A 25,286-nucleotide genomic window follows, 5' to 3' on the forward strand; every position below is an offset into this window, starting at 1 on the left:
CCTACTTGCCGAAGCCGGCGAAGGCGGCCCGGATAACGCCGTCCGGGTAGACCTGGAGGCCCTGGATCTGCTTGCTGACGGCGGTCAGGTTGCGCTGCCGGTAGAGGTAGATCAGGGCGTCGTCCTGCTGGAGCAGTGCGACCGCCTGCCCGTACAGCTTCCTGCGCTCCTCGACGTCACCGGCCTGGCGGGCCTGGGTCAGCACTGTGTCGAGCTGCGGGTTGCTGTAGCCGGCGACGTTCTGGCTGGCGCCGGTGCCGACGAAGTTCGTAATGTTGGCGTCCGGGTCGATCCGGCCGCTCCACCCCAGTTGCAGCAGCTCGAAGTTGCCGCGGTCCTGCTCGTCGAGGAGCGACGAGTACTCCACCGGGTTGATCTTCAGGTCGAATCCGCCGTCCTTGACCATGGACTGCAACGCCTGCGCGAGACGCAGCGTGTCAGGGGTGTTCGAGGCGAGCATCGTGACCGTGTACGGCGTCCGCACGCCGGCTTCGGCCAGCAACTGCTTGGCCTTGGCGGGGTCGTGCGCCGGGCAGGTCTGCGCCTCCGGGGACGAGAACGTGCTCGCCGGCGAGATCGGGGAGCAGGCGGCGGCGTGCAGACCGTTGAAGACCGCGTCGACGAGGGCCTTGCGGTCGATGGCGTGCTCGAAGGCCTGTCGCACCTTGGCGTTCTGGGCGAGGGGGCGGTTGATGGGCTTGGCTGCGGTGCCGACGCCGTCGACGTTGCCGACGTTGATGGTCAGGCCCTGGTAGCCGAGGGACTGCGACTGGAGGACGGAGACCGCCGCGTCCTGCCGGAGCGAGGCGACGTCCTGGGTGGAGACCGAGTCGGCGACCTGCGCGTCACCGGAGCGCAGGTTGGCGGCGCGGATGCTGGCGTCGGTGAGGATCCGCCACGAGATGCCGTCCAGGTGCACCTTGCTCGCGTCGTAGTAGTTGGGGTCCCGCACCACCTCGATGGAGTTCTGCGGCACCCGCTTCGCGAACTTGAAGGGGCCGACGCAGACCGGCGCCGAGGCGAAGTCGTCGCCCTTGGTCCGCAGCGCCTGCGCACTCATGATCATGCCGGCCCGGTCGGCGAGGGCCCCGAGCAGTGGTGCGAACGGCTGCTTCAGCCGCAGGACGACTGTCTGCGCGTCAGGGGTGTCGACGCCGTCGATGGGGCCAAGTTCGCTCTTGCGCGCCGACCGGGCGTTGGTGAGGTGGCGTTGCAGGGTGGCCTTCACCGCGGCCGAGTCGAACGCCGTGCCGTCCGCGAAGCGCACGCCGGGCCGCAGCGGAATGGTCACCGTCCGGCCGTCGCCGCTCGTGGTGGGCAGGGCCGTCGCGAGCTGCGGTACGACCTGCGCCTGCTCGTTGACGTCGTAGAGCTTCTGGCACATCGCCTGGAAGACGTAGCGGGAGTAGAGGCTTCTCGACAGCGTCGGGTCCAGCGCGTCGGGCTCGGCGGAGAGGGCGATGACCAGCTTGCCGCCCTGCTTGACGGCGGCGGGGTCGGCGGGCGTACCGAAGGAATCCTGGCCTGCCGCCTGGTCGCCGCCGGACGGGTCGCCGCCTTCGTTGTTCGACACCGGTGAGCAGGCGACGACAGTGCAGACGACGACGGCCGCCGCCACGGCGGCCCGGAGCACCCGGCTGCGGGGCAGGTTCGTGTCGCGGACGGAGAGGTTCGTCATGGAGAGCTCCTCAGGTGGGCGATTCGGGGAGCGTATGTTGTATACGATGACCGCCGCAAGACCTCCGTGAATGGCCCGCCAGGCACGCCGGTTGCCCTGAACTGGCCGCGCCGGTGATCAGCCCGCGGGCCGTGTCCGGCCGCCCCGGACCAGGCTGAGCAGGACGACCAGCGCGAGCACCGCCACCACCGCGCTGAAGACCTCGCCGGCCGGGCGCAGGCCGATCGTCTGGATCAGCAGACCGACCCCGACCGCTGGCACACCGAGCATGGCGAACAGGATGGCGAAGAAGGTCGACACCGCCTCGGCCCGGTGCTGCGGTTCGGTCTTCATCGTGATCGTCGCGATGCCGTCGCCGACCGCCACCCCGGACGCGACACCGGTGATCGCCGCGCTGACGATGAGCGTCGCCAGCAACGCCATCCACATGCTGAACGCGAGCAGGCCCGCCCCCACGACGAGGCCGGCGCAGGCGCTGGCCAGCGCGGCGCGCGAGGACAGCACGCGGGTCAGCAGTTGACCGAACGCGGCGCCGGTGAACGCCACGAAGACCACCAGCGCGGCAAGGGTGTGCGAGGTCTCGTGCAGGACCATGCCGAGGAACAGCCCACTCACCGACGTGAGCACCCCGAGGGCGGCGAAGCCCGCGCCGGCGGTGAGCGCCGAGCGGACGAAGGCCCCGCGGATGGTCGCCGGCACGTGCAACCGCTGCACCCGCAAAGTCACCGGCGAACGTTCCCGGACCGTCTCCGGCACCCCGCGCAGCGCGATGATCGCGATCACCGCCAGGATCAGCACGATCACCCAGGGCAGCCGGAGTGGATCGGGTGCCACGTCCGACACGATCCCGGACAGCAGGGTGCCGGCGGCCAGGCCGCCCAGGTTCGCGAAGATCGACACGGTGGCGGCCCGCTTCGGGTGCCGAGGGTCGATCAGCTCCGCCAACGCCGCGGTCGCGGCACCGATGATCAGCGCGGCGGACAGCCCGGCGAGGATCCGACCCACGATGATCATCGCCAGGTCCACGGCGGCCAGGAACACGGCGTCGGCGGCGACCGAGAGCAGCAGCGCGATGAGGATGACCGGACGTCGGCCGATCTGGTCGGAGAGCCGACCGAAGACCAGCAACCCGACGACGACTCCCAGCGCGTACAGTGCGTAGACCACTGTCACTGTCAACGACGAGAAGCCGAACTCCAGCTCGTAGAGCGGGTAGAGCGGCGTCGGCACCGTGGTGCCCACGAGCGTGATCCAGAACGCGAACGCGACCCGTACCGCGCCGGACGTGGAACCGGACCGTGTCACACGTACAGCATGGGTATCGGTCCCGAGCCGAGGTGCGGTAACGGATCTAAACGCCCGCATCAGGTGGCAGCGCACGGGTCCACGGTGGGAAGCGGAGCCGCACGGCGCCGCCTCCCACCGCGTACTCCTAGGAGTTGTACGCCTGCGCGGTCACCGTGACCTGGCGGGCGAGGCCCGACCGCGCCGGCCAGGAGATGCGCACCTCGCGGCTCTCCCCCGGCAGGAGCCAGAAGTAGTTGTCGTCGTAGCGCGCCGGCAGGACCCGCTCACCGCGCTGGTCGCGTACGGCGAGCCGCACCAACGCGGCGACCGTACGGCCCTGATTGCGGACCGTCGTGGTGACGGTGTTGCGCCGGTCCACGACGCGTACGGTGCTCGACGACGTCGACAGTCGGGTGCTCGGCACGTCGTTGAGCGCCCTCAACTGCTCGGCCTTGTCGTAACGCCAGTAGGTGTTCTCCGTGAGCAGCCGGTCGCGGCTGTCCCGCAACTCCAGTCGCACGAGGTGCAGTCCGCCGCCGTCCGGCGCGGCGAGCGGGAAGACCGCCGTGGTGGCCGAGCGGGCCACGTCCACCCGCTGACGCTGGGCCGAACCCAACGACCGGCCGTTCAGGTCGTACCGTCGGGCGCTCACAGTGACTCCGCTGAGCGGGGCGGCGGTGTGGTTGACCACCCGGACCTGCCAGGTACCCGGGTCGGCCTGGACGTGGACCGGCTCGCATCCCTTGCGGGCGCCGTAGTAGGCGCCGTTCACGTCGAGGTCGTAGTCGTAGGTCTGCCAGACCGTGCTGTGCCACGCCGGGTGCGACATCCACAGCAGCAGACCGGTGGCGTCCTGCCACAGGTTGGCGTTCCACGCCTCGAACATGGCGCGGTGGCTCTCGTAGTTGACGAACTGCGCCCGGGTGGCGAACTCGTCGAGCGACTCGGACTCACCGAGCCGCGCGTCGATCGCCGCCTGGTACGTGCCGACGCGCTGGTTACCGATGGTCGACCAGTCGTGGTAGTTCCACACCTCGCCGATCGGCCACTCCGGCGCGTCACCGACGAGGTTGCGCATGCTCTCGGTCACCGACACCACTGGCATGCCGATCTCGGTGTGGAAGCCGAACGAGTCCGCCTCGTAGATCGTCTTGTCGGTGTAGGTCGTCGGGTCGACCCAGCCGTAGGGCCCCCGCCCGCTCACGATGCCGCTGGCGGAGTTCGGGATGTAGAGGATCTCCGGGTGCTCGGTGGCGACGGCCTGCTTGAGCCCGGCGTCGACGATCGGCGGCGGGTCCCCCTCGTTCGCGCCGCACCAGACGACGATGCTCGGGTGGTGGCGGAACCGCCGGATCGTGTCGGCGGCGATGTCGACGTAGCCGGGCGGATTCGGCAGGAAGGCCCCGGCCTGCCAGAAGTCGTTCCACACCAGGATGCCCTGCTCGTCGCAGGCTTGGTACAGCTCCTCCCGGTTGCTGCTGCCGAGCCAGTTGCGGATCATCGTGAAGTTCATGTCGCGGTGCATCTCGACCGTGTCGGCCAGCCGGTCGGGCAGCACCCGACGCAGCAGTTCGTCCCAGCCCCAGTTGCCGCCCCGGGCGAACACCGGCACACCGTTCACCGTGATCTTCAGCTCGGTGATCTTGTTGCTGACCGCCTTGACGTCGGTCCAGCGCTGCCCGTCGTCCGAGACCTGGATGACGAAGTCGCGGGCGTACGCCTGCTCCCAGACGATCGTCACCTGGTCGAAGCTGACCGGAGCGCCGAGGTCGACCTGGATCCACTGGTTGTCCTCGAACGTGGACGACCACCGGGTGCGGGGGTTGCCGTCGACGGCCCGGTCCGGGCCGTTCGAGTCGCCGTCGGACGACGACGCGGTCGCCGTCCGGCGCAGGGCCAGGTCGACGTCCGGCTCGGCCTGCCGCCGCACCGAGAGCGCCCACATGGACACGCCCCACGAGGTCACCCGCGCGCCGGTCTGGATGCGCAGGTGCTGCGCCGTCTGACTGGCGAACGTCTCGACCTGGGTGGCCCGACTGCCCAGCGGGGTGTCGTTGCTGACCGACGTCACGTCGTTCCAGGCGTCCCCGTCGACGGAGACCTGCACGCGGTAGTCCAGCGCGTACGCCTGCTCCCACACGATGGTGACCCGGTCGAAGTCCACCGCCGCGCCGAGGTCGACCTGGATCCACTGGTTGTCCTCGGCCTGCGAGGCCCAGCGGGTCGCCGCGTCGCCGTCGACGGCCTTGCCGGGCCCGTTGCCGTCGTTCTCCGAGGACGACGCGGTGGCGTCGCGGCGCAGGGCGAGATCCGGACCAGTGCCGTCGGCCACCGACAACGAGAACATCGAGATGCCCCAGCCGGTGGCGCGCTGGCCGGCCTGGATGCGCACGTGCCGGGCGTGCTGCCTGTCGAACGTGACCGTCTGGGTCGCCGCGCCGTCGACGAACTCCAGCGCGGGTTTGCCGGGAGGCGAGATGACGATCGGCTGGTGCCAGTCGTAGGCGAACTCGCGGACACCGAAGCGGAGCGCACGCCGGTCGCTGACCGCGCGCTTGACGGTGGCGGTGAGCGTGAGGTCGTACAGGTGGGGGTCGCCGTAGCCGTTGGGCCACCAGAGGCGGGGGTTGCGCAGCCGCAGCGCGCGGAAACGCTCCGGCGTGAAGGTGACAGTGGTGCTCCCGCCGGCGGGGACGGTCACCGTCGACTCGACGCGTACCTTGTCGAACTCCGCGCGGACGGTGACAGTGGTGGCGCTGGCCGCCGCGTTGCGGACCGGGACCCGGATGGTGACCTCGGCGGTGTCGGTGCCGGGAAGGTCGGGCAGCGTGGTCTGTACGTGCGGGTCGCCGATGACCACGGCGCCGGTGCTGCGCAGGCGGACGTGGTCCCAGAGGCCGGTGACCCGGTCACGGACGGCCGGCATCCAGTCCCACCCGGACACCGCCAGGTAGGTCGGCGCGTCAAGGTAGTGGTGGGCCGACTGGAGGAAGGTACGACCGTCGGGGCCCTTGTCGCCGGGGGTGCCCGGGTGCGGCATCGGGGTGACCCGGACGGCGAGGACGTGCTCGCCACGGTGACCGGCCAACGCGTCGGTGATGTCGAAGGCAGCCCGCGCGAACGGGTGCTTGACGCTGCCGACCCGCATGCCGTTGACCCAGGCCGTCGCCTCGTGGTTGATCCCGTCGAACTCCAGCCAGATCCGTCGGCCGGCCGAGGTGTCCAGGTCACGCGGCAGCCGCAGCGCGCGCCGGTACCACCAGGTGTGCCGGGACAGCGCCTCCGGGATGCGCATGTTGTTGAAGCCGGCCACCGGGTCGGGCAGGTGTCCCTGCTCGACCAGTGTGCCCAGCACGGTGCCGGGTACCGTCGCCGGCAGCCAGGACCGGACGTCGACGCCGGCACGGGAGAGTTCGGCGCCGTCGGCGGTGCCGGCGAAGTCGTCCATCGTCAGCGACCAGCCCGACTCCAGCGGCACCGTGCCGTCGGCGGCGACCCGCAGCTCGGGTGCCGGGCCGGTGTTGCCGCCCTCCCAACTGGTCCAGCCCTCGGCCTTCGGCCGGCCGGCGAGCGGCACGCCGTAGACCTGGAAGCCGTTGAGGCCGACCGGGTTGCTGTTGGAGCGCTTCGTGGCGGTCATCCGGATCCACCGGGCGGTGACCGGCTCGGGCAGCTTGATGGTCTGTGCCCCGCCTTGGCCCTCGCTGGTCTCGTACACCGACCGCCAGGCACTGCCGTCGGTGGAGACCTCGATCCGGTACGCCGTCGCGGCGCTGGAGAGGATCTCGTCACCGTCGGTGTCGGTGTAGTTGCCGTCGAACGGCCCGTCGGTGAGCGTGGCCTCGAAGACCAGGGAGACGGCCTCGATCCGGCACGGCGCCTGCAGGTCCACTGAGATCCACTGTGGATCGCCGACGGCGGCACGCCATCCACTCCCCCGGACGCCGACCTGCGGCAGGCCGTCCACGGCGAAGGCGGCCGGCGTCGGCGCGTAGTCGGTCGAGGAGACCGTCACCGGGCGGTACCGGGCCAGGTCGGTGACGGTCGGGGTGGCGGTCGGCGTCGGCCCGGCGGCGGACGCGAGGGCGTCCGGGAGGGCCGCGGTCACCCCGACCGACGCCAGCAGCGTCGCGCCGGCGGAGAGGAAGGTACGCCGGGAAATCGGCGATGGGTCGGACATCTTGCCTCCAGACATGACAACGTTGTCAGATGGCGGGGGTCTGTGACAACGTTGTCAGATGGTGGCCCGATGTTTCCCGAGAGTCAAGGGTCCGAGTCCATCGTGATTCCCCGAACACGTTCCGCAGCTGTTCCACTTCGGACATCGCGGCGCGGGCCGACCGCCGAGGTCACTCCGGCTGCGCGCTCAGCCCGTCCAGGGCGACAGTGAGGACGTGATCGCGCTGGTCGGCCCGGGGAAAGTGCCCGGAGGCAATGGCGCTGGCCAGGCGCATGACGTCGTCGATCGTCACGTCGGCGCGCACCTCGCGCGCCCGCTGGGCCCGCTCCAGCAGCGGCCCACCGGCCGCGTAGAGCGCCCGCCGGCACTCCAGGTAGGCGGTGGACTCCCGGTTCAGGCCGGCGGCCAGCGGTTGCTTCGCCCCGATGTACTCCACGAAGCGCCGCAGCCAGGCGTACAGGCCATCGCGGGGGGCGAGGCTCTCGGCCTCCCCGGCGGTCGCGCACACCGCCTCGACCTCGGTGACGTAGACGTTCTCGATCAGCACCTCCCGGGTCGGGAAGTTGCGGTAGAGCGTCGCGATACCCACTCCGGCGCGGCGGGCGATCTCCTCCAGCGGAGCCTCCGCGCCCTGCTCGGCGAAGGCGACCCGGGCCGCCGCCAGGATCGCGTCGTAGTTGCGGGCGGCGTCGGCCCGGTGCGGGCGGGCCACGCGCAGGTGGGTGAGGGCCGTCACGATGCCGATGTCTCCCAGCGCTAGCAACCGGAGGCCGACTATCACTAGAGTGATAGCACGCCTCCACTTATTCGGAGGTCTCCTATCAGTCTAGCCCGAAAGAAGGCGGACCATGCCCGCTCCCCGTCGCGGGATCGCCCTGGCGCTCATCCTCGGCTCGCAGCTGATGATGACGCTGGACACCTCGATCATCACGACCGCGTTGCCGCACGTGCAGCGGCAGTTCGGCTTCTCCCCGTCCGGGCTCTCCTGGGTGCAGAACGCCTACGTCCTGGCATTCGGCGGACTGCTCCTGCTCGGCGCCCGAGCCGGTGACCTGCTCGGCCGCCGCCGCGTCTTCCTCGCCGGGATCGCCCTGTTCACCGCGGCGTCCCTCGCCGCCGGCCTCGCCCCGAGCGGCAGCTGGCTGATCACCGCCCGCGTCGTGCAGGGCCTCGCCGCCGCGCTCGCGGTGCCCTCCACGCTCGCGCTACTGGTCGCCGACCACCCCCAACCGGCGGCCCGAGCCAAGGTGATCGCCCTCTATAGCGCGGTCATCGGCGCCGGCGGCAGCGTCGGCATCGTCATCGGCGGCGTCTTCACCGACCTGCTCTCCTGGCGCTGGGGAATGCTCGTCAACGTGCCGATCGGCATCGCCATCGCGCTGCTCGCACCACGGTTCCTGGTCGAGACCGAACGCCGCGCCGGTGCGTTCGACCTTGGCGGGGCGCTGACCTCCACCGGCGGCATGACCGCCCTGGTGTACGGCTTCATCCAGGCCGCAGCCGCCGGCTGGAGCGCACCGGGCACCGTTGTCTCATTGGGTCTCGGCGCCGTCCTGCTGACCGCCTTCGTGCTGATCGAACACCGGGCACCACAGCCCATCACCCCACTGCGACTCTTCCGCAGCCTGGAGCGCTCCGGGGCGTACGCCGGGCGGATCCTCATCGTCGGCGCCACCTTCTCCACCTTCTACTTCCTCAGCCAGTACCTCCAGGAGGTGCTGCACCTCAGCGCCCTCCAGACCGGCTTCGCGTACGTGCCCATCACCGGCATGTTCTTCGCCATGGTGTACGCCATCCGGCCCCTGCAGAACCGGCTCGGCCGCCCCATCCTGCTGGTGGTGTCCCTCGTGCTCGCGCTCGCCGGCATGGCGTGGCTGTCGCGCATCTCGACCGGCTCCAGCTACTTCCCGGACGTGCTACAGCCCCTGCTGGTGATCGGAATCGGCCAGGGCATCGCCATCATCCTGATGACCCAGGGCGGCGTCGCCGGAGTCGAACCACAGGACGCGGGCGCCGCGTCCGGCCTCGTCAACGTCGCCCACCAACTCGGCGGCTCGCTCGGCATCGCGATCCTCACCATCGCGTACACCCGCGCCAGCTCCGCCACCGACCCGACGGCGGGCTTCCACGCGGCCTTCACCGGCGCGGACGTCTTCTTCCTGATCGCCCTGGCCCTCGCTGTCGTCGTGGCCGTCGCGGGCCGCCGCGCCAACCGGCTCGCCGCCCTCCCGGTCACCTGAACGCCCCGGGGGGCGCCCCGGGGCGCGCACGCTGCGGGGCCCCGGCGGGCGGGGCTGGGGCGGGCAGGGCTGGGGCCTGAAGGGCTGAGGCCTGAAGGGCTGAAGCGTGCGGGCCCCGAGGGCTGTGGGCGCTGGCCCCGCGGCCCGGGGTTGCGGGGTTGCATGGGATGGCGCGCTGCCTTTGGAGCTGATGCCGCAAACGAATCAGACCAAATGCCTGCCGCTTCTTCCTGCCGGCTGGAAGGCGGCGGAGCGGATGGATCAGGTCGAGGTCGCGGATTTCTTCCCTCCCGGCCACGCCCCGGAAAGCCCTCGGCCGGCAGCGCCGCCGGTGATGTCGCAAACGATTCAGCTCCAAAGGAGCCGGCCAACACCTCCGCACCCCGCGACGCGGAGGCGGGATCGGAAGTCACGGCGGCGGACGCCGTTGATCCGGCGACGCCGCGACTGTCGGAGGGCGCCGGGAGGTGACCGGTGCGCTCGTCGACCGCCTGGCCCGGTGACGGCCACGCGGTCAGCTCGCCGGACCGGCCTCGCGGCGGCCTGGGTCCCGAGGGTGGTACTCGGGGCGGAGCTTCGCGCTGGCGAACGCCGACTTCACCGCCGCCGAGAGCGCGGCGATGTCGTACGCGCCGTGGTGCCGCCGACCGTTGATGAAGAAGGTCGGGGTGCCGGTGACGCCGCTGAGGTCGGCGGAGTCGACGTCCTCGGCGATCCGGTCCACGCCCATCCGCTTCACCATGTGCTCGCGGAACCCGTCCAGGTCCAGGCCCAGCTGTTCGGCGTAACCGAGCACGTCAGTGGGATTGAGAGCGTCCTGGTGGGCGAGCAGCAGATCGTGCATCTCCCAGAACGCGCCCTGCTCCCCCGCCGCCTCGGCGGCCTCGGCCGCGAGTTGAGCATGTGGGTGGACGTCGGTGAGCGGCAGGTGCCGCCAGACGTACCGGACGTTGGCGAAGTCCGCCAGCAACTCTCGGACCACCGGCTCGGCCTGCCCGCAGTAGGGGCACTCGAAGTCGCCGTACTCCACCACCGTCACCGGCGCATCGAGCGACCCCCGCATGTGGTCGCGATCCGGATCGACCGGCAGCATCAGGTCGACGATCCCCTCGGTGACGCCCAGCAGCGCACGCGTCCGCCGCGCCGGCGAGAGCCGGCCGACGGCGCGGAACACCAGCCAGGTGACGACTGACGCGCCGAGCGTCGCCACGAGGATGCCGAACTTCGCCTCGTCCAGGGCCGGGCCGCTCAGGGCGTGGGTGGCGATCAGGAGCGCGACGGTGAACCCGATGCCGGAGATCGTGCCGACCCCCGCGACGGCGACCCACCCGACGGGCGGCCGGAACCGGTTACCGCTGAGCCGGGTCACCAGCCACGCGGTGGCCACGATCCCGGCCGGCTTGCCGACGACGTACGCGACCACGACGCCGACCGTGACCGGAGAGGTCACGGCCCGGGCCAGCAGGTCGCCGTCGATCACGATGCCGACGTTGGCCAGCGCGAACAGTGGTACCACCACGTAGCTCGCCAACGGGTGGTAGAGCGTCTGCAACCGCTCGTTCGGCGACAGCGCCGAGGTGAGCCCGGCTCGGGCCATCCGGGCCAGTTGCGGGGTGGGTTGTTCCCGGAAGAGGCGGAACTGGTCGCTGGCCCGCTGCAGGTCGCCTCGGCCGGGAGCGTAGGCGTAGGTCAGCAACCCCATCACCAGACCCACAGCGACCGGGTCGACACCGGACATCGAGACGGCGAGCCAGGCCGCCACCCCGAGCAGCGCGTAGACCGGGCCGAACCGCACCCCGCAGCCCCGGACGAGCAGCACGACGCCGAAGATCGCCGCCGCGACGATCAGCGCCGTCAGTGAGGGGTGGTGCGGGTACGCGATGGCCAGCACCGCGATCGCCACCACATCGTCGACGACGGCGACGGTCAGCAGGAAACCCCGCAGCCGTTCCGAGAAGCGTGGCCCGAAGACGGCCAGCGCGCCGAGCGCGAGCGCGGTGTCGGTGGCCATCACCGCGCCCCAGCCCGCCGCTGTGGTGTGCCCGGCGTTGATGGCGAGGTAGATGGCGATCGGCACGAGCATGCCGCCGACCCCGGCCAGCATCGGCAACGCCAGGCGACGCCGCTCCCGCAACTCGCCGATGTCGAACTCGCGGCGCAGCTCCAGCCCCGCGACCAGGAAGAAGAACGTCATGAGCCCGCTGTTGACCCAGAAACGCACGTCGTGTGACACGCGCCAGTCGCCGAGCTGGATCGAGAAGGAGGTCTCCCAGACCGACTCGTACGACGACACGTGCAGGTTGGCCCAGACCAGAGCCACCACCGCGGCGATCAGTACCACCCGCGCGCCGCCGGTCTCGGTACGCAGGAACGAGCGCAACGGGGCGTTGAACCGCCTGTCCCAGACGGTCCGGCTGGTCCAGCCCCGGGGCGTGTTGTCGCTCGTCACGGGGACAATCTTCGTCGACCTGACCGTCACGTGGTCCGGATTGCTACTCCTCCTCGGCGAAGACGACGGCGCGGCGCTGGCGGATCGTCGGCAGGACGGCGACGACGAGCGCGACGAGCGCCAGGGCCAGCAGTGCCGCGGAGATCGGTCGGGTCACGAAGACCGACGGGTCGCCCCGGGAGATGATGAGCGCGCGGCGCAGGTTCTCCTCAAGCAGCGGGCCGAGGACGAAGCCGAGCAGCAGGGGCGCCGGCTCGCACCCGCACTTGATCAGGACGTAGCCCAGGATCCCGAAGAACGCGATGGCGTAGACGTCGTACGCGTTGGAGTTCAGCGAGTAGGTGCCGATCGCGGCGAACAGGATGATCATCGGGAAGAGCACCTGGTACGGGATGCGCAGCATGCGCACCCAGAGGCCGATCAGCGGCAGGTTCAGCAGCAGCAGGAGCACGTTGCCGATCCACATCGACGCGATCAGGCCCCAGAACAGCGCCGGCTCGTCGTTGATGACGTTCGGGCCCGGGGTGATGCCGTGGACGATGAACGCGCCGATCATCAGTGCCATCACCGGGTGGGCGGGCAGGCCCAGGGTGAGCAGCGGAATGAACGACGTCTGCGCGGCGGCGTTGTTCGCCGACTCGGGGCCGGCGACGCCCTCGATCGCGCCCCGCCCGAACTCCTGCGGCCGCTTCGAAATGCGCTTCTCGACGGCGTACGAGGTGAACGAGGCCAGCACGTGGCCGCCGCCGGGCAGCACACCGAGCGCGGCGCCGAGACCGGTGCCCCGCAGGATCGGGGCGACGATGCGACGCCGGTCCTCGCGGGTCGGCCAGAGGTTGGTCACCTTGCTGACGATTGCCGTGCGGGTCTGCTCGTTCTCCAGGTTGCGCAGGATCTCGGCCACCCCGAACAGGCCCACGGCGACCGACACGAAGTCGATGCCGCCGTACAGCTCGCGCTGCTCGAACACGAAGCGGGGCGTTCCGGTGTAGATGTCCTGGCCGACAGTGCCGAGCAGCACGCCGAGCGCGATCATCGCCAGTGCCTTGAGCGCCGTGCCCCGTGCCAGCGCGATCGACACGATCAGGCCGAACAGCACGAGTGAGAAGTAGTCGGCCGGGCCGAACTTCAACGCGACACTGGCCAACGGCGGGGCCGCGGCGGCCAGCGCCACGGTGGCGACCGTACCCGCGACGAAGGACCCGATCGCCGCGGCCGCCAGGGCGGGGCCGGCCCGGCCCTGGCGGGCCATCTCGTGCCCGTCCAGCGCGGTGACCGCCGCTGACGACTCACCGGGCAGGTTGATCAGGATGGCGGTCGTCGAGCCGCCGTACTGTGCCCCGTAGTAGATGCCGGCCAGCATGATCAGCGCGGTGACCGGTTCGAAGCTGAACGTGATCGGCAGCAGCATCGCCACGGTGGCCGTGGGCCCGATGCCGGGCAGCACACCGACAGCGGTCCCGAGCAGCACTCCCACGAAGCAGTAGAGGACGTTCTGGACCAGCAGGGCCGTCGAGAAGCCCAGCGCGAGGTTGTCGAGGAGTTCCATGCCTCAATCCGGATGCCGCGTCAGAAGCCCAGCCAGGGGCCCCACAGCGGGATCCGCAGCTGAAGTCCGACGACGAAGATGAGCGTGCTGGCCACTGTCAGCCCGGCGGCCACAGCCACCGCCGTGAGCAGCCGTACGCGGGCGCTGGCCAGGGTGGTGAGCAGTGCGGTCACCGCCGTCGTCGGAACGAACCCGAGTCGCCGGATGGTGAACCCGAAGAACAGGACCGCGAGCACGATGACGGCGACCGCGCGCCACGGGATCGGCCCGAACGAGATCACCTCACCGGCGACGAGGCCCTTGCCGGCGATCGCCAGGCCCAGCGCGACGACTGCCGCGCCGACCAGCAGCGGGAAGGCGCCTGGGCCCATCCGGGTCGGGGTGCCCAGCTCGTAGCCGAGCGCCCCCACCACGAATGCGCCACCGATCAGGACGAAGATCCCCCCGGCGAGGACGTCCGGGAACGACCGACGGCGCTCCACCTCAGGAGACCTTCACCCCGGAGTCGGCAATGATCTTCGCCCAGGTGCCGAGCTGCTCGTCGAGCTTTGCCCGGTGCGCGTCAGGGGTCGCGTCCTGGGCCGGGACCGGCGCGGTGCCCAGCTTGGCCATCTGGTCGATGACCCCCTGGTCGGCCAGTGCCACCTTCAACGCCTCGGACAGCTTCTTAACGATCTCCGGCGGCGTGTCGGCCGGAACGTAGAGACCGTGCCACACGCTGACCGTCAGCTGCGGCAACCCGGCCTCGGTGGTGGTCGGCAGGTCGGGAAGGCTCTTCACGCGCTCGGGTGTGGTGACCGCGTACGCCTTCACCTTTCCTGCGGCGATCTGGCCGCTGGTGTTTGTCGTCTGGTCGCACATGAAGTCGACCTGGCCACCGACGAGGTCGGTCAGCGCGGGTCCGGTGCCCTGGTACGGAACCTCCTGAAGCTTCACGCCGGTGGTGCTCTGGAACAGCAGACCGCACAGGTGCGACGCCGCGCCGATGCCGGCGTTGGCCAGCGTGACCTTGTCGGCGTTCGCCTTCACGTGGGTCACCAGGTCCTGCAGCGTCGCGGGCGCGAAGTCCTTACGCGCGACGATCGTCATCGGCACCTCGGTGACGAGGCCGACCGTCTCGAAGTCCTCCAGGGGCTTGTAGCCCAGGCTCTTGTAGAGGGCGGGCGCCGTCGACATGCCGATGTGGTGCATGAGCACCGTGTAGCCGTCCGGCTTGGCCCGCGCGACATCGCCGGCGCCGACAGTGCCGCCGGCACCTTCGACGTTCTGGACGACGATCTTGCCGCCGAGCTTCGCGGCCATCGGCCCGGCGATCATCCGGGTGACAGTGTCCGTCGGGCCACCCGCGCTGAACGGCACGACGATAGTGATGTTCTCGTCCGGATAGTTCGCGGCGTCCCCTCCGCCGGCGGCACCCCCGTTACCCGAACAGGCGGCGGCGAGCGAGACGACACCGATCGCGGCGATCAGCCGCGCGGTGGCCCGGTACCTGCTGGTCGTTCGCATACGGCGACCTCCCTATCAACGCATGGACATCCCTCGGCGCGTCAGTGGCCCCCAGTCTCGGCTGGTCGGGGCCCGGATGGTGTCAGAAAAATCCCAAGAACCCGGGCCGGCACGAGCACCGATCCGGGCCGTACACTTCGCCGGTATGCGGATAACCGTCATCGAGGATGACGACCGCGTGGCGCGGGGCCTGGTGACCGTCCTGACCCAGGCGGGCTTCGAGGTTCACCGTGTCGCCACCGCCGCGGAGGCCGAGCGCGCCGCTCCGTCCGACGTGGTCCTCGTCGACCTGGGTCTCCCCGACGGCGACGGGCTCGACCTGATCCGCAAGCTGCGTGACCACCCGCAGACCGCCGTCATCGCGGTGACCGCGCGGTCCGAGGAGCACGAGCGGGTTCGTGGCCTGCGCGCCGGCGCCGACGACTACATCGTCAAACCGTTCGGCATCCCCGAGTTGCTCGCCCGGATCGACGCCGTCCTGCGGCGCACCCGGGCCGCTCGCGCTCTCGGCCAGACCGACGAGCCGCTCGTCCTCGGCCCGATGCGGATCGGCGTCGGCACCCGCGAGGTCACCGTCGACGGCGCGCTCGTGCCGTTGACCCGTAAGGAGTTCGAACTGCTCCTGCTCCTGGCCCGGCGGGCGCCCAACGTGGTGAGCCGTGACGTCATCCTCGACCAGATCTGGGGCGCGACCTGGGAGTCGTCCAGCCGCACCCTGGACACCCACATCGCGGCGCTGCGGCACAAGCTCGGGCCGGACGTGGTCATCCGGACCGTCCACGGCGTCGGCTATCGGCTGCTGGCCGACCAGCCGGAGCTGATCGGCTGACCGCGTGCACCGCCGGCTGCTCGTCGTCCTGGTCCCCCTCGCCGTGGTGCTCGTCGCGGCGCTCGGGGTGCCGCTCAGCATCACAGTCGCCGAACGGGAGATGCAGGAGACGTACGTCAACCGACTCAACGACGTCGGCCGGTTCGCCTCACTGGCCGAAACCGCGCTGTCGACCGGCCGTACCGAGGCGTTACAGCAGGAGCTGACGCGGTACCACGAGCTCTACGGCATCCCGGTCGCGCTGATCGACACGTCGGGCGCGGTGCTGCTCGGACCGGCCGACGCGTACCAGAAGGCGGCGCGCGCCGAGGCGGCATTGCCCCGGATCGTCACCGCGGCGCTTGCCGGCGCGCGCTCCGAACCGTCCTGGGAGTGGGCGCCGTGGGACGACTCCGCACTCGTCGTGGCGGAGCCGGTCGGCCGGGACAGCGAGGTCGTCGGCGCGGTGGTGACGATCTCCGACCTGTCCCGGACGCGCGAGCTGATCCTCGTACGCTGGGCCCGGCTGGCCGGGCTCGGGCTGCTGCCGTTGCTCGCGCTGACGGCTGTCGCCTGGCCGGTGTCGGCGTGGGTGCTGCGCCCGGTGCGGAAACTCGACGCGGCGACCTCACGGATCTCCGAGGGCGACCTGACCATCCGCGCCGACGCCGAGGCCGGCCCCATCGAACTGCGGCGGCTGGCGCGGTCGTTCAACACCATGATGGACGCCGTCGAGAACGCCGCCCAGCGACAGCGCGCCTTCGTCTCCGACGCGTCACACCAGCTACGCAACCCGTTGACCAGCCTCCGGCTCGCGGTGGAGAGCCTCGCACCACACCTGCGGTCCGACGGCGACGGACAGCAGGTGTACGACGTCGCCGTCGACGAGCTGAAGGCGATGCAGCGGATGCTGAACTCGCTGCAGGCCAGCGCGCGGATGGAGAGCCTGCGCACGGCATCGCCGGTGGACCTCGACGAGGTGCTGGCGACCCGGGTGGACCGGTGGCGTGCCCTGACGGCCACGGCCGGGCAGAGCCTGACTGTCGACGTACCGCCGGGGTTGCGGTTGCTGGAGCCACCGGGCGGTCTGGGCAGCATCCTGGACGAGCTGATCAGCAACGCGTTACGGCTGTCCGACGCGCAGGCCGTGCAGGTGACCGCACAGGTCGTCCCCGCCGGTGGTGCTGGTCTCCCGGTGACACCGGTTAGCGCGGGCGACGCAGCCGTGGTCACGGTCGCCGTCCGCGACGATGGTCAAGGCATCGACGCATCCGAGCGGGCCCAGGCGTTGCAACGCTTTTGGCGCTCACCTCGGCACCAGAACGTGTCCGGGACCGGGCTGGGCCTGGCGATCTGCGCCGACCTCATCGGGACGGCCGGGGGTGAGCTGCGGCTGGAGGAGGGCCTGCCGCGTCCGGACGGCTCCGGGCACGGGCTCGCCGCGGTGGTGGTGTTGCCGGTCGCTCCCCAGGTTGCCTCACCGTCCGACGCGTCCGCGTCGGTCTGACGCTCCGGCCCCTGTTGCGGCGTCAGCGTTTGCGGTCGCGGAACCAGGCCGCCGCACCCGGGTGGAGCGGGACCGACGCGGTGGAGATCCCGGTACGCACGTTGATCTGCCACGCCTCCGGAAGGGCCTCGGCGCCATCGCGACCAGCGGAGGTGATCGCCCCGGTGTGCCGGAAGACCGTGTCGGTGATGGAATAGACCAGGTCGTCAGGCAGGTCGTCGCGCGCCAGCAACACGTTCGGTACGGCGACGGTACGCGTCGCCGGGACGCCGTCGTAGGCGGCCGCGTGGATCATGGCCGGGGCGTAGGGCCCCGGGTACGCCGTGAAGAGCCCGTCCGCCTGCGCGTCCAACGGAATCAACCGGATCGGGTGCCGCTGCGCCAACTCGGTGATGGCGGGCGTAGGGACGCCGGTCAGCGAGAACATCGCGTCGATCGTCCCGTCGCGCAGTGCCGCCGCCGACTCGGCCTGGCTGAGGTTCCGGCCGTCGGCTTTGAGCGGGCCGAGCCTCAGGACCCGCAACGACGTGAATTCCGTGCCGGAGTCGTGGGCACCGAGGGACACCCGCTTGCCCTCAAGGTCCCGAAACTCGCCCATCGCCGAACCGGCCATGACCACGAGATGCAGATGACTGTCGTAGAGCCGGCAGATCGCCGACAGCCCTCCGGGCGCACTGCCGTCGCTGGTGATCAGCGCGTCCAGGCTGGTCAGCCCCAGGTGCACCTCACCGGCCCGCAGCATTCGGATGTTGTCGGTGGACGCCCCGCTCGGCACTGTGGTCACAGTGACACCCGGCACCTGCGCGGAGATATGCTCGGCCAGCGCTCCGCCGATCCGCCGGTAGACCGCCCCCGCCGGCCCGGTCGCCAGTCGCAGGTGGAGCGGGTCCGCCTCGGGCCGCCGCGAACAGCCAACGAGCAGCCCACTGCCAGCCAGCAACACCGCCCGCCGACTGAACCGCGTCATGCCGAAATGATACGGACGCCACCCCCACTGCGCCGATCTTGCACTTTCGGTCGTCGAGATGCGGGTCTTTGCGTCATTTGTCGCGACAGAAAGTGCAAGATCGCGGCCCGGCTCGGTCGATCATGGAGTTGTGGTGCCAGGTTTGACGGCGTAACGGGCGCTTTGTTGCCCACCACAACTCCATGATCGGCAAGGCGGCACGCGTTGACGAACCGCTCGCTCCGCCTAATGCAACGTTCTTGGCATTCACACTCGGGCATGCACGCAGCGCCACCGGTTGGTAGCGTGCCGGTGATGTCGGCGGTTGCCGCCGGCAGTGGTCCCCTGGGGAGGGTCGACGTGTGGGCGGACGACGCTGCGCTCGACGCGGCGGAGCGCCGACTCGACGAGTGGGAATCATCGCTCACCGAGCGGGCGGAACGAGCCAAGACTCTGTCGTCGACGATGCGGGATCTGACCGGCACCGCCCACAACTCCGATCGGACTGTCGACTCGGCCGGCCTGCTGATCGACCTGCAACTCGACGAGCGCATCCGGCAACAGGCTGCCACCCACACCGCTCGGCAGATCCTGGAGACCACCACTGCCGCGCGCGCCGCCCTACTCCGACAGGTCAGCGACGCAGCCACGGAGTCATTGGGCGACGACGCGCGCGTCCAGGCCGTCATCGACTCGTACCGCAGCCGGCTTCTCCCCGACCAGGGGTCAAACGATGTCCGCCGGTGACGGCATCCAGGTCGACCCGGACGACCTGACCGCCCACGCCGCACGCCTCGATCGCTGCGCCAGCAGCCTCGACACCGCCCGGCAGGCAGGCCAGCACGTCCGATTGGGCACCGACGCCTACGGGCAGCTCTGCGCGATGATGCCGGTGCTGCTCGACGGCCTGCAGCGAACCTTGGTCGACAGCATCGGCACCGCTGCCGCATCGGTACGGGACACCGCCGGCAAGCTGCGGGTCGGAGCGGACCGGTACCGAAGCTCCGACGCCCACGCCAAACAGCTGCTCGACGGGGTGCGGCGGCACCTGTGACGTCCAACCCGCTCGTCGCCGCCGCTGCGGACACCCCGCCCAGCGCCTGGGCGGGCGTGTGGATCTGCGAGGACATCGAACTCATCGCCCAAGGTGTCCGCACCGGCAGTTGGATCGACGGCAGCCTCGGCGTCGTGAGCGCGAGCCTGGACGCCCTCGCATTCGTCTCCGACCCGGTCGGCGCCCTGCTCCAGTACGGAATCGCCTGGCTCATCGAACACGTCAAGCCCCTCAGCGAGGCGCTGGACTGGCTCGCCGGCGACCCGGCGCAGATCACCGCGCACGCGCAGACCTGGCGCAACGTCGCCGGGTCGCTCCGCGACGACGCCGCCGAACTGGCTCGCGCCGTCCGCGCGGACGTCGCCGGCTGGGGCGGCAGCGCCGGCCCCGCCTACCGGGCCTGGGCCGCCGAACAGCAACAGGCCATCACCGGCCTCGCCCAGGGCGCCGACACCATGGCCGCGATCACCGAGGGCGCCGCCGGCCTGGTAGCCGCCGTCCGGCTCCTGGTCCGCGACGCCATCGCCACCTGCGTATCCCGCATCATCGTGTACGCCGGCGAACTCCTCATCACCGGTGGGCTGGCCGCGCCGCTGGTTGTCGAGCAAGTCACGACGTTGGTGGCGTCGTGGGGAGCGCGGATCGCGCGGCTGCTGCGCGGGTTGCTGGCCAGCCTGCGACGGTTGATACCGGAGATGCGCCGGCTCGGTGACCTCATCGACAAACTCAAGCAGGCCCTGGGGCGACTCCAGAAGCAGCCACCCGCCCCACAGAAGCCCGACGGTTCCGAGCCGACGAAGATCCCGGGCGATCCCGGCCGACCAGACTTCACCAGGGCCGAGATCGACGCACGGAAGATCACGGCCTACGCCATGAATCCGGATCACCCTGTCGGCAAGAACAAGTACCGCGTCATCAACTCCACCACCGGCCTCGGGCCGGACGACACCGACGGGATCATGCAGCAGATCCGCGAAGGCGTAGTCACTGGCAACCCTGTGCTGGGCAAGGCCGACGAGTTCGGTAAGCGATGGAACGTGGACCTACCCCTGACCGGGCCAGGTGGCACACTCATCGTCCGCACAGCCTGGATACTGGAGAATGGGTCCTCTTCACCGCGAATGGTAACCATCTCGTTCCCGCCCAAGGAAGGGTGACATGTTGGAGCTGTACGACGTGGTTGAGCTCCGAGAAGCCATTTCGGGAGAACAACTGCCTGCCGGGGCAGTGGGAACCGTCGTTCATATTTTCAACGCCCCCTCGACTGCCTACGAGGTCGAATTCGTCGACACCGACGGCCACACCATCGCCATGGTCACGCTCCGGGCCGACCAGGTAATACACCGAGGCGGGTAGTTGGTCGGTGCGCCACACACCGCCGTAGATCGCGATCATGCTTCACCAGCCTGGAGATGCCGGGTCAGCGGCGTAGCCGGCGGGAGCAGGCGCCGTCGTGGCCGTCGCGCAGGAGGCAGCGTCGGCTGCCGGGCAGTTGCAGGTCGCAGAAGACCCGGTGCCGCACAAGCCGATGGTCTCCTTCGGAGACTGCGGTCTCCTTCGGGTCGGTCATCGGAAGCACCAGCATCCAGCGGATGATGACCCGGGCCAGGCGCTGCGCGGCGGGCAGGTCGGTGGCGACCACGGGCAGGTGGATGACGTACCGCTGGCTCATCGGGCCTGGTCCCGCTCGTTGCGGGCACGGCCCTGATCGGTTTGCCAGCGACGCAGCCCGGCCTTGATCCGGGCGGTCTCGCGGCGACTCTCGGCGAGAGCGGCGTAGACGGCGGCCATGTCGACGGCGACCCGGTCGAGGAAGGCGTACACGTCGTCGGGGTTCCGACCGCGACGTCCATGCCGCCGAGAACGAAGGCCTGCTGGCCGAGTTGGTCGCCAAGGCTCAGCGTGAGCACACCTAAGCCATGGAGGACCTGGCGGGGGCGTTGGCCGAGCGGGTGGCAATTCTTCGCAACCGTGGGCACGCCCAAACCGCTCAGCTGAATCCGCCCGCCTCTCACCGTCTTCGCCGAGGCTGTGCCAGATGAGGTGCGGCGAATCCTCCGATGGGTCGTGCCTGGCGAGGAACCCTGCTGGCCATCGCCGATGTCGGGTCCCGACCCCGAGCACTACGACCCCGACGAGGCCCTAACTAGCGGCACCATCGCCTGCCAGACGTATGCCACTCTGGCCAGCCCGGCGACATCTCGGCGTCGCCCGCTTGGCCGGCGGGGTGATCCGGGCAATTCCGGATCGGCGCTTTCCCGGTGGCCGTCCGCGATCGACCACCGGGAACGCTTGTCAACCGGCCCGGTAGGAGAGGTAGTAGCCCTCGTACGGCCAGCTGTGGAAGTTGTTGAGCTCGGACGCAGCGCCGGTGCAGTCGGAGGTCCGGTAGCCAGAGACGGAACCGAAGCCGTTCCAGCCGATCGCCCAGATCGCCTTAGCCGGGACCGGGCGGCAGATACCGTCGGGCGTGGCCTGCCTGCCTACGATGATCTGCGTGTAGGCCTGGTAGAAGACGAGGCCGGTGTCGGGAACCTTGAGCGTCTCGACAGCGGCTGCGGGCGACGCCGGTGTCGTCACGGCCAGTGTGGTGACCAGGGCGGCGGCGAGACCCGCAGCGATTCGGCTGGTAAATCTGCGCATGAGCTTCCCTTCCTAACAGCGTTCAGGGACGGGACCGGAGCTCGTTCAGCCCAGGCCTATATTTACTTGCATCGATTATGTTCCCCGTGTCAACCAACCCGCCGCTGATCGCTGTCGCCGGGCGGCCCGAACGCGGAGCCGGTCGCCTGCTACCCGAGTCGCGGAGGCGTTCGGAGGTGGCCGAATCGGCCGGCGGCCGGGTTCCCGGCTGGCGTCCTGCCGTCAGTGGCCGTAGGTGCCACGGCCTGCGGTGCGGGAGCAGCTCGTCGCCCTGACTCCTGCCGCCGACCGGTGGTCCTGCTGTCGTCGCAAGCTGCGGGGATCGTGACGCATTGCCCACATTATTGCGAATGGTGCGGCCGTCCACCTGGGCGGTAGCGCAGGTGGTTGACGGCGCAACTTTCCCGCGGTAGCTTGAGTCAATTCATCCTTATCAATGGAAGTAGGTAGCCGTGCTGTTGAAACCCCTCGCCATCGCCGGGGTCATCGCAGGTGTGCTGGCTGTTGCCCCTCCTGCCTCGGCGGCAGCCCAGTCGGGGGCCGGCGTCTACCCGCCCGGGAACTGCCAGCCGGGCACATTCTGCGTCTGGCCCCACTGGGATCACCCGAACGGGGTTCCTACGGCGACTCCGTCCCTGGTGACCACCACGGAGTGGAGCGGCAACATCACGGGTTTCAACTACTACAACTACACGAACCGGAACGCCGAGATTAGCTGGTCGTTCACCACCCAAGGAATGACTTTCACCGGCACGGACTGCGCTCCTCCTGGTGACGGATTCTTCTACGTTCCCATGACGGTGACGAAGGTGAGTTGGCGGACGCGCGTCTGCTGAATCCCGCCGTTTTCTGCCTTCCGGGTTGCCCGTTCCGTCGCGTGCGCTCGACATCGAGCCACCGTCGGCGCGCAACTCGGGCAGGTAGGGTCCCAATCATGACGATTCCCCATCTTGCGGCAGCCGACGGCACCACCCTGCCGGCGATCGGGCTCGGCACGTACCGGCTCAACGGCTCGGCGGGTGTCGACGCGATCGGTCAGGCGATCCGGGCGGGCTACCGGTTGATCGACTCGGCGGTGAACTACGAGAACGAGGGCGCTGTCGGTCGGGCGGCCCGGTCGGCCGGTGACGTGCGGGACGAGCTGGTCGTCACCTCGAAGCTGCCGGGACGGCACCACCGCTACGACGAGGCGCTGACCACCATCGAGGAGAGTGTGTTCCGCACCGGCCTCGACCGCGTCGACCTGTACCTGATCCACTGGCCGAACCCGAAGGTCGACCTGTACGTGCAGGCGTGGCGGGCGCTGATCGAGGCGCGTGAGCGTGGGCTCGTTCGGCACATTGGGCTCTCCAACTTCCTGCCCGAGCACATCGAGCGGCTGGTGGCCGAGACCGGCGTCGCCCCGGTGGTCAACCAGATCGAGGTGCACCCGTACTTTCCGCAGCAGGAGGCGATCGACTACCACCGGGAGCACGGCATCCTGGTGCAGGGCTGGAGCCCGCTCGGCCATGGCAACGACCTGCAGCAGCACCCCGTCGTCGTGGAGATCGCGACCGCGCTCGGCGTCAGTCCGGCGCAGACGATCCTCGCCTGGCACGTGGCCCGTCAGGTGATTCCGCTACCCAAGGCCGCTTCCCCGCAGCGGCAGGTCGAGAACCTGGATGTCTTCGGCATCAAGCTCACCGACGCGCAGGTCGAGGCCATCACCGCGCTGGGCCGCCCGGACGGGCGGCTCTCGGATCAGGACCCGGCGGTGTACGAGGAGTTCTGACGGACCCGACCCGGCCATCCGGGGCGAGGCCCTGGTGACCTCTACACCAACGTCAGCCGTGGGGAGCGAACTCGGCACTCTGGACGTACTCCATTGCCTTGGTGAACTCGGGGTCGTCGAGCCGTCGACCCATCTCCTCCTCGGTGGGCTCCGCAACGCGCTGGTGGATCCACCACAGGTTGCCGAGCGGGTCGCGGAAGCGGCTGACCCGGTCGCCCCAGAAGAGCTCGGTCGGCTCGGTGACGACGCTCGCGCCGCGTTCGACGGCCCGGCGGAGCACCTCGGCGTCGTCGGCGACGTAGAGACGCAGGAAGGCGGGTGTGGCCGGCCACTGGGGTTTGTCGAACATCATCACGACCGAGTCGCCGATCCGGACCTCGGCGTGGCCGATCACACCGTCCACTTCCATGCGGGCCAGTTCGGTGGCGTCGAAGACGCCGACTATGAAATCGATCAGTGCGCCCGTCCTCCCCGGCGAGATGATCCAGGGGGTCACGGTGTGGTATCCATCGGGAACGACCTTCATCGGTTTGTCTCCTTCTTCAGGTGCGGCTTCGGCGCACTGAGATGGACGACGGTAGACCCGATCTAGGCTGGCAACTGTCCTAGATCGAAACGCATCATGGGAGCATGCGCGACACACCGGCCCGCCTGTTACGACTGCTCTCCCTTCTGCAGACGCCCCGCGAATGGCCCGGCAGCGAACTCGCCGAGCGTCTCGCGGTCACCCCGCGGACCGTGCGCCGCGACATCGACCGGCTGCGTGAGCTGGGCTATCCGGTCCAGGCCAGCCTGGGCGTACTGGGCGGCTACCGACTGGTCGCGGGTAAGGCGATGCCTCCGCTGCTGCTCGACGACGAGGAGGCAGTGGCGATCGCCGTCGGCCTGCACACAGCGGCCCGGCAACCGGTCGCCGGCATCGCCGAGGCGTCGGTGCGGGCGCTCACCAAACTGCAGCAGGTGCTGCCGCCGCGGCTGCGCCGCCACGTCGGCACCCTCGCCGCGGCCACCGTGTCGTCGACCGCGGCGGCGGTGTCGCTTGTCGATCCGACGCAGCTCATCGTCCTCGCGGCGGCAGCCTCGGCACACGAGCGGGTCCGCTTCGACTACCGCAACGGCGACGGCGGCGTCAGCCGGCGGCTCGTCGAACCGCACCGCCTCGTCGTGGTGGGCCGCCGTTGGTACGTCGTCTCCTACGACAACGAGCGCGAGGACTGGCGCACGTTCCGCGTCGACCGCATCGAACAGGCCACCACAACCGGGGTACGGGTGGCGCCCCGCGAGCTTCCGACCGACGACGCGTCCGCGTTCGTAACCGACCAGCTGCACAGCCTGGCACCGGTGTTCCGGGCGGTGGCGACGCTCGCGATGCCGGCTGAGCAGGCGACTGCCCGGCTGGGCGACCATGCCGGAGCACTGACGCCGCTCGACGACGCGTCGTGCCGATGGCACAGCCCGGAAGACACAGTCGACTGGCTCGCCTTCCGGCTCACGCTGCTCGGGTGCGACTTCACGGTCCACGAGCCGGTGGAGCTGGTCGACCATCTACGTCGGCTCGGCGACCGCGTCGCCCGCGCCGTGGCCGCGCCGGCAGTGGACGTCCCGACGGGCGGAGGCCGTGATGAGCGTTATGCCTCTGGGGTATAGACATACCGCTGAGTCATAACG

The 25,286-nt window shown here is 70.0% G+C and carries 23 protein-coding genes; 10 read left to right on the top strand and 13 right to left on the bottom strand.

All coding sequences use genetic code 11. The features are described from left to right. Nucleotide 1: 1 nt before the first annotated feature. The 4 genes from OHB44_RS19925 to OHB44_RS19940 all read right to left on the bottom strand — a co-directional run bounded on the left by OHB44_RS19925 (nt 2) and on the right by OHB44_RS19940 (nt 7,881). Entirely contained in the window at nt 2-1,678 is a 1,677-nt protein-coding gene (locus tag OHB44_RS19925) for an ABC transporter substrate-binding protein (protein WP_330437832.1), read from the bottom strand. 117 nt (nt 1,679-1,795) lie between these two features. Then, nucleotides 1,796-2,983 carry an MFS transporter gene (locus tag OHB44_RS19930; protein ID WP_266302184.1) on the bottom strand — a complete coding sequence of 396 codons (1,188 nt, stop codon included), beginning with the start codon at nt 2,981-2,983 and terminating at the stop codon, nt 1,796-1,798. A 127-nt stretch (nt 2,984-3,110) separates the two neighbouring features. Next, complete coding sequence (locus tag OHB44_RS19935) at nt 3,111-7,145, bottom strand: discoidin domain-containing protein (protein WP_330437833.1); 4,035 nt, start codon at nt 7,143-7,145, stop codon at nt 3,111-3,113. Between the two features lie 169 nt (nt 7,146-7,314). Next, the gene (locus OHB44_RS19940; RefSeq protein ID WP_238682601.1) at nt 7,315-7,881 is read right to left on the bottom strand and encodes a TetR/AcrR family transcriptional regulator; all 567 of its coding nucleotides are present in this window, start codon (nt 7,879-7,881) and stop codon (nt 7,315-7,317) included. A 112-nt stretch (nt 7,882-7,993) separates the two neighbouring features. Between OHB44_RS19940 and OHB44_RS19945 the strand changes: the two genes are divergently transcribed. Then, nucleotides 7,994-9,385, top strand: coding sequence for an MFS transporter (locus OHB44_RS19945; RefSeq protein WP_330437834.1), 1,392 nt, complete (start codon nt 7,994-7,996; stop codon nt 9,383-9,385). 514 nt (nt 9,386-9,899) lie between these two features. Here OHB44_RS19945 and OHB44_RS19950 read toward each other — a convergent pair. From OHB44_RS19950 to OHB44_RS19965, 4 genes are read right to left on the bottom strand one after another with little or no spacing between them, the layout of a single operon-like run. Then, a complete protein-coding gene (locus OHB44_RS19950; protein WP_238686984.1) occupies nt 9,900-11,834 on the bottom strand; it encodes a Na+/H+ antiporter NhaA in 1,935 nt (644 codons plus the stop codon). A gap of 43 nt (nt 11,835-11,877) precedes the next feature. Next, entirely contained in the window at nt 11,878-13,383 is a 1,506-nt protein-coding gene (locus OHB44_RS19955) for a tripartite tricarboxylate transporter permease (protein WP_330437835.1), read from the bottom strand. Between the two features lie 20 nt (nt 13,384-13,403). Then, a complete protein-coding gene (locus tag OHB44_RS19960; protein WP_238686982.1) occupies nt 13,404-13,865 on the bottom strand; it encodes a tripartite tricarboxylate transporter TctB family protein in 462 nt (153 codons plus the stop codon). Between the two features lies 1 nt (nt 13,866). Beyond that, complete coding sequence (locus tag OHB44_RS19965) at nt 13,867-14,889, bottom strand: tripartite tricarboxylate transporter substrate-binding protein (protein WP_330437836.1); 1,023 nt, start codon at nt 14,887-14,889, stop codon at nt 13,867-13,869. Nucleotides 14,890-15,034: 145 nt separating this feature from the next. On the opposite strand from OHB44_RS19965, the gene OHB44_RS19970 reads away from it, so the two are divergent. Beyond that, the gene (locus OHB44_RS19970; protein ID WP_238686980.1) at nt 15,035-15,718 is read left to right on the top strand and encodes a response regulator transcription factor; all 684 of its coding nucleotides are present in this window, start codon (nt 15,035-15,037) and stop codon (nt 15,716-15,718) included. A gap of 4 nt (nt 15,719-15,722) precedes the next feature. Continuing rightward, nucleotides 15,723-17,204, top strand: coding sequence for a sensor histidine kinase (locus tag OHB44_RS19975; protein WP_330437837.1), 1,482 nt, complete (start codon nt 15,723-15,725; stop codon nt 17,202-17,204). Between the two features lie 22 nt (nt 17,205-17,226). On the opposite strand, the gene OHB44_RS19980 is transcribed toward OHB44_RS19975, so the two are convergent. Further along, entirely contained in the window at nt 17,227-18,171 is a 945-nt protein-coding gene (locus tag OHB44_RS19980) for a TAXI family TRAP transporter solute-binding subunit (RefSeq protein WP_330437838.1), read from the bottom strand. Nucleotides 18,172-18,465: 294 nt separating this feature from the next. Here OHB44_RS19980 and OHB44_RS19985 point away from each other — a divergent pair, with 294 nt between their 5' ends. Genes OHB44_RS19985 through OHB44_RS20000 form a run of 4 tightly spaced genes read left to right on the top strand, consistent with a single transcriptional unit; the run spans nt 18,466 to nt 20,560 of the window. Beyond that, nucleotides 18,466-18,897 (top strand): YbaB/EbfC family DNA-binding protein, encoded by a 432-nt coding sequence (locus tag OHB44_RS19985; RefSeq protein WP_330437839.1) that lies wholly within the window; start codon nt 18,466-18,468, stop codon nt 18,895-18,897. Beyond that, nucleotides 18,884-19,204, top strand: coding sequence for a type VII secretion target (locus OHB44_RS19990; protein ID WP_330437840.1), 321 nt, complete (start codon nt 18,884-18,886; stop codon nt 19,202-19,204). The genes OHB44_RS19985 and OHB44_RS19990 overlap by 14 nt, the downstream gene beginning before the upstream one ends. Continuing rightward, nucleotides 19,201-20,361 carry a WXG100 family type VII secretion target gene (locus OHB44_RS19995; protein ID WP_330437841.1) on the top strand — a complete coding sequence of 387 codons (1,161 nt, stop codon included), beginning with the start codon at nt 19,201-19,203 and terminating at the stop codon, nt 20,359-20,361. Before OHB44_RS19990 ends, OHB44_RS19995 begins: the two co-directional genes overlap by 4 nt. A 1-nt stretch (nt 20,362) precedes the next feature. Then, nucleotides 20,363-20,560: a DUF4926 domain-containing protein gene (locus OHB44_RS20000; RefSeq protein WP_238686974.1), complete on the top strand. Its 198-nt coding sequence runs from the start codon at nt 20,363-20,365 to the stop codon at nt 20,558-20,560. A gap of 64 nt (nt 20,561-20,624) precedes the next feature. Here OHB44_RS20000 and OHB44_RS20005 read toward each other — a convergent pair whose 3' ends face one another. The 3 genes from OHB44_RS20005 to OHB44_RS20015 form a co-directional block, all read right to left on the bottom strand. Continuing rightward, nucleotides 20,625-20,876, bottom strand: coding sequence for a hypothetical protein (locus OHB44_RS20005; protein ID WP_330437842.1), 252 nt, complete (start codon nt 20,874-20,876; stop codon nt 20,625-20,627). Then, entirely contained in the window at nt 20,873-21,028 is a 156-nt protein-coding gene (locus OHB44_RS33505; RefSeq protein WP_372488404.1) for a hypothetical protein, read from the bottom strand. Before OHB44_RS33505 ends, OHB44_RS20005 begins: the two co-directional genes overlap by 4 nt. A gap of 471 nt (nt 21,029-21,499) precedes the next feature. Further along, complete coding sequence (locus tag OHB44_RS20015) at nt 21,500-21,847, bottom strand: hypothetical protein (protein ID WP_238686972.1); 348 nt, start codon at nt 21,845-21,847, stop codon at nt 21,500-21,502. A 452-nt stretch (nt 21,848-22,299) separates the two neighbouring features. On the opposite strand from OHB44_RS20015, the gene OHB44_RS20020 reads away from it, so the two are divergent. Both OHB44_RS20020 and OHB44_RS20025 read left to right on the top strand, forming a co-directional pair. Next, the gene (locus OHB44_RS20020; RefSeq protein WP_266302147.1) at nt 22,300-22,683 is read left to right on the top strand and encodes a hypothetical protein; all 384 of its coding nucleotides are present in this window, start codon (nt 22,300-22,302) and stop codon (nt 22,681-22,683) included. Nucleotides 22,684-22,781: 98 nt separating this feature from the next. Beyond that, a complete protein-coding gene (locus OHB44_RS20025) occupies nt 22,782-23,618 on the top strand; it encodes an aldo/keto reductase (protein ID WP_330437843.1) in 837 nt (278 codons plus the stop codon). Between the two features lie 52 nt (nt 23,619-23,670). Here OHB44_RS20025 and OHB44_RS20030 read toward each other — a convergent pair whose 3' ends face one another. After that, nucleotides 23,671-24,144: a VOC family protein gene (locus OHB44_RS20030; protein ID WP_330437844.1), complete on the bottom strand. Its 474-nt coding sequence runs from the start codon at nt 24,142-24,144 to the stop codon at nt 23,671-23,673. Between the two features lie 104 nt (nt 24,145-24,248). On the opposite strand from OHB44_RS20030, the gene OHB44_RS20035 reads away from it, so the two are divergent. After that, a complete protein-coding gene (locus tag OHB44_RS20035) occupies nt 24,249-25,265 on the top strand; it encodes a helix-turn-helix transcriptional regulator (protein ID WP_330437845.1) in 1,017 nt (338 codons plus the stop codon). Nucleotides 25,266-25,286: the final 21 nt, after the last annotated feature.

The sequence above is a fragment of the Micromonospora sp. NBC_00821 genome (assembly GCF_036347035.1).
Taxonomy (GTDB): Bacteria; Actinomycetota; Actinomycetes; order Mycobacteriales; family Micromonosporaceae; genus Micromonospora; species Micromonospora hortensis.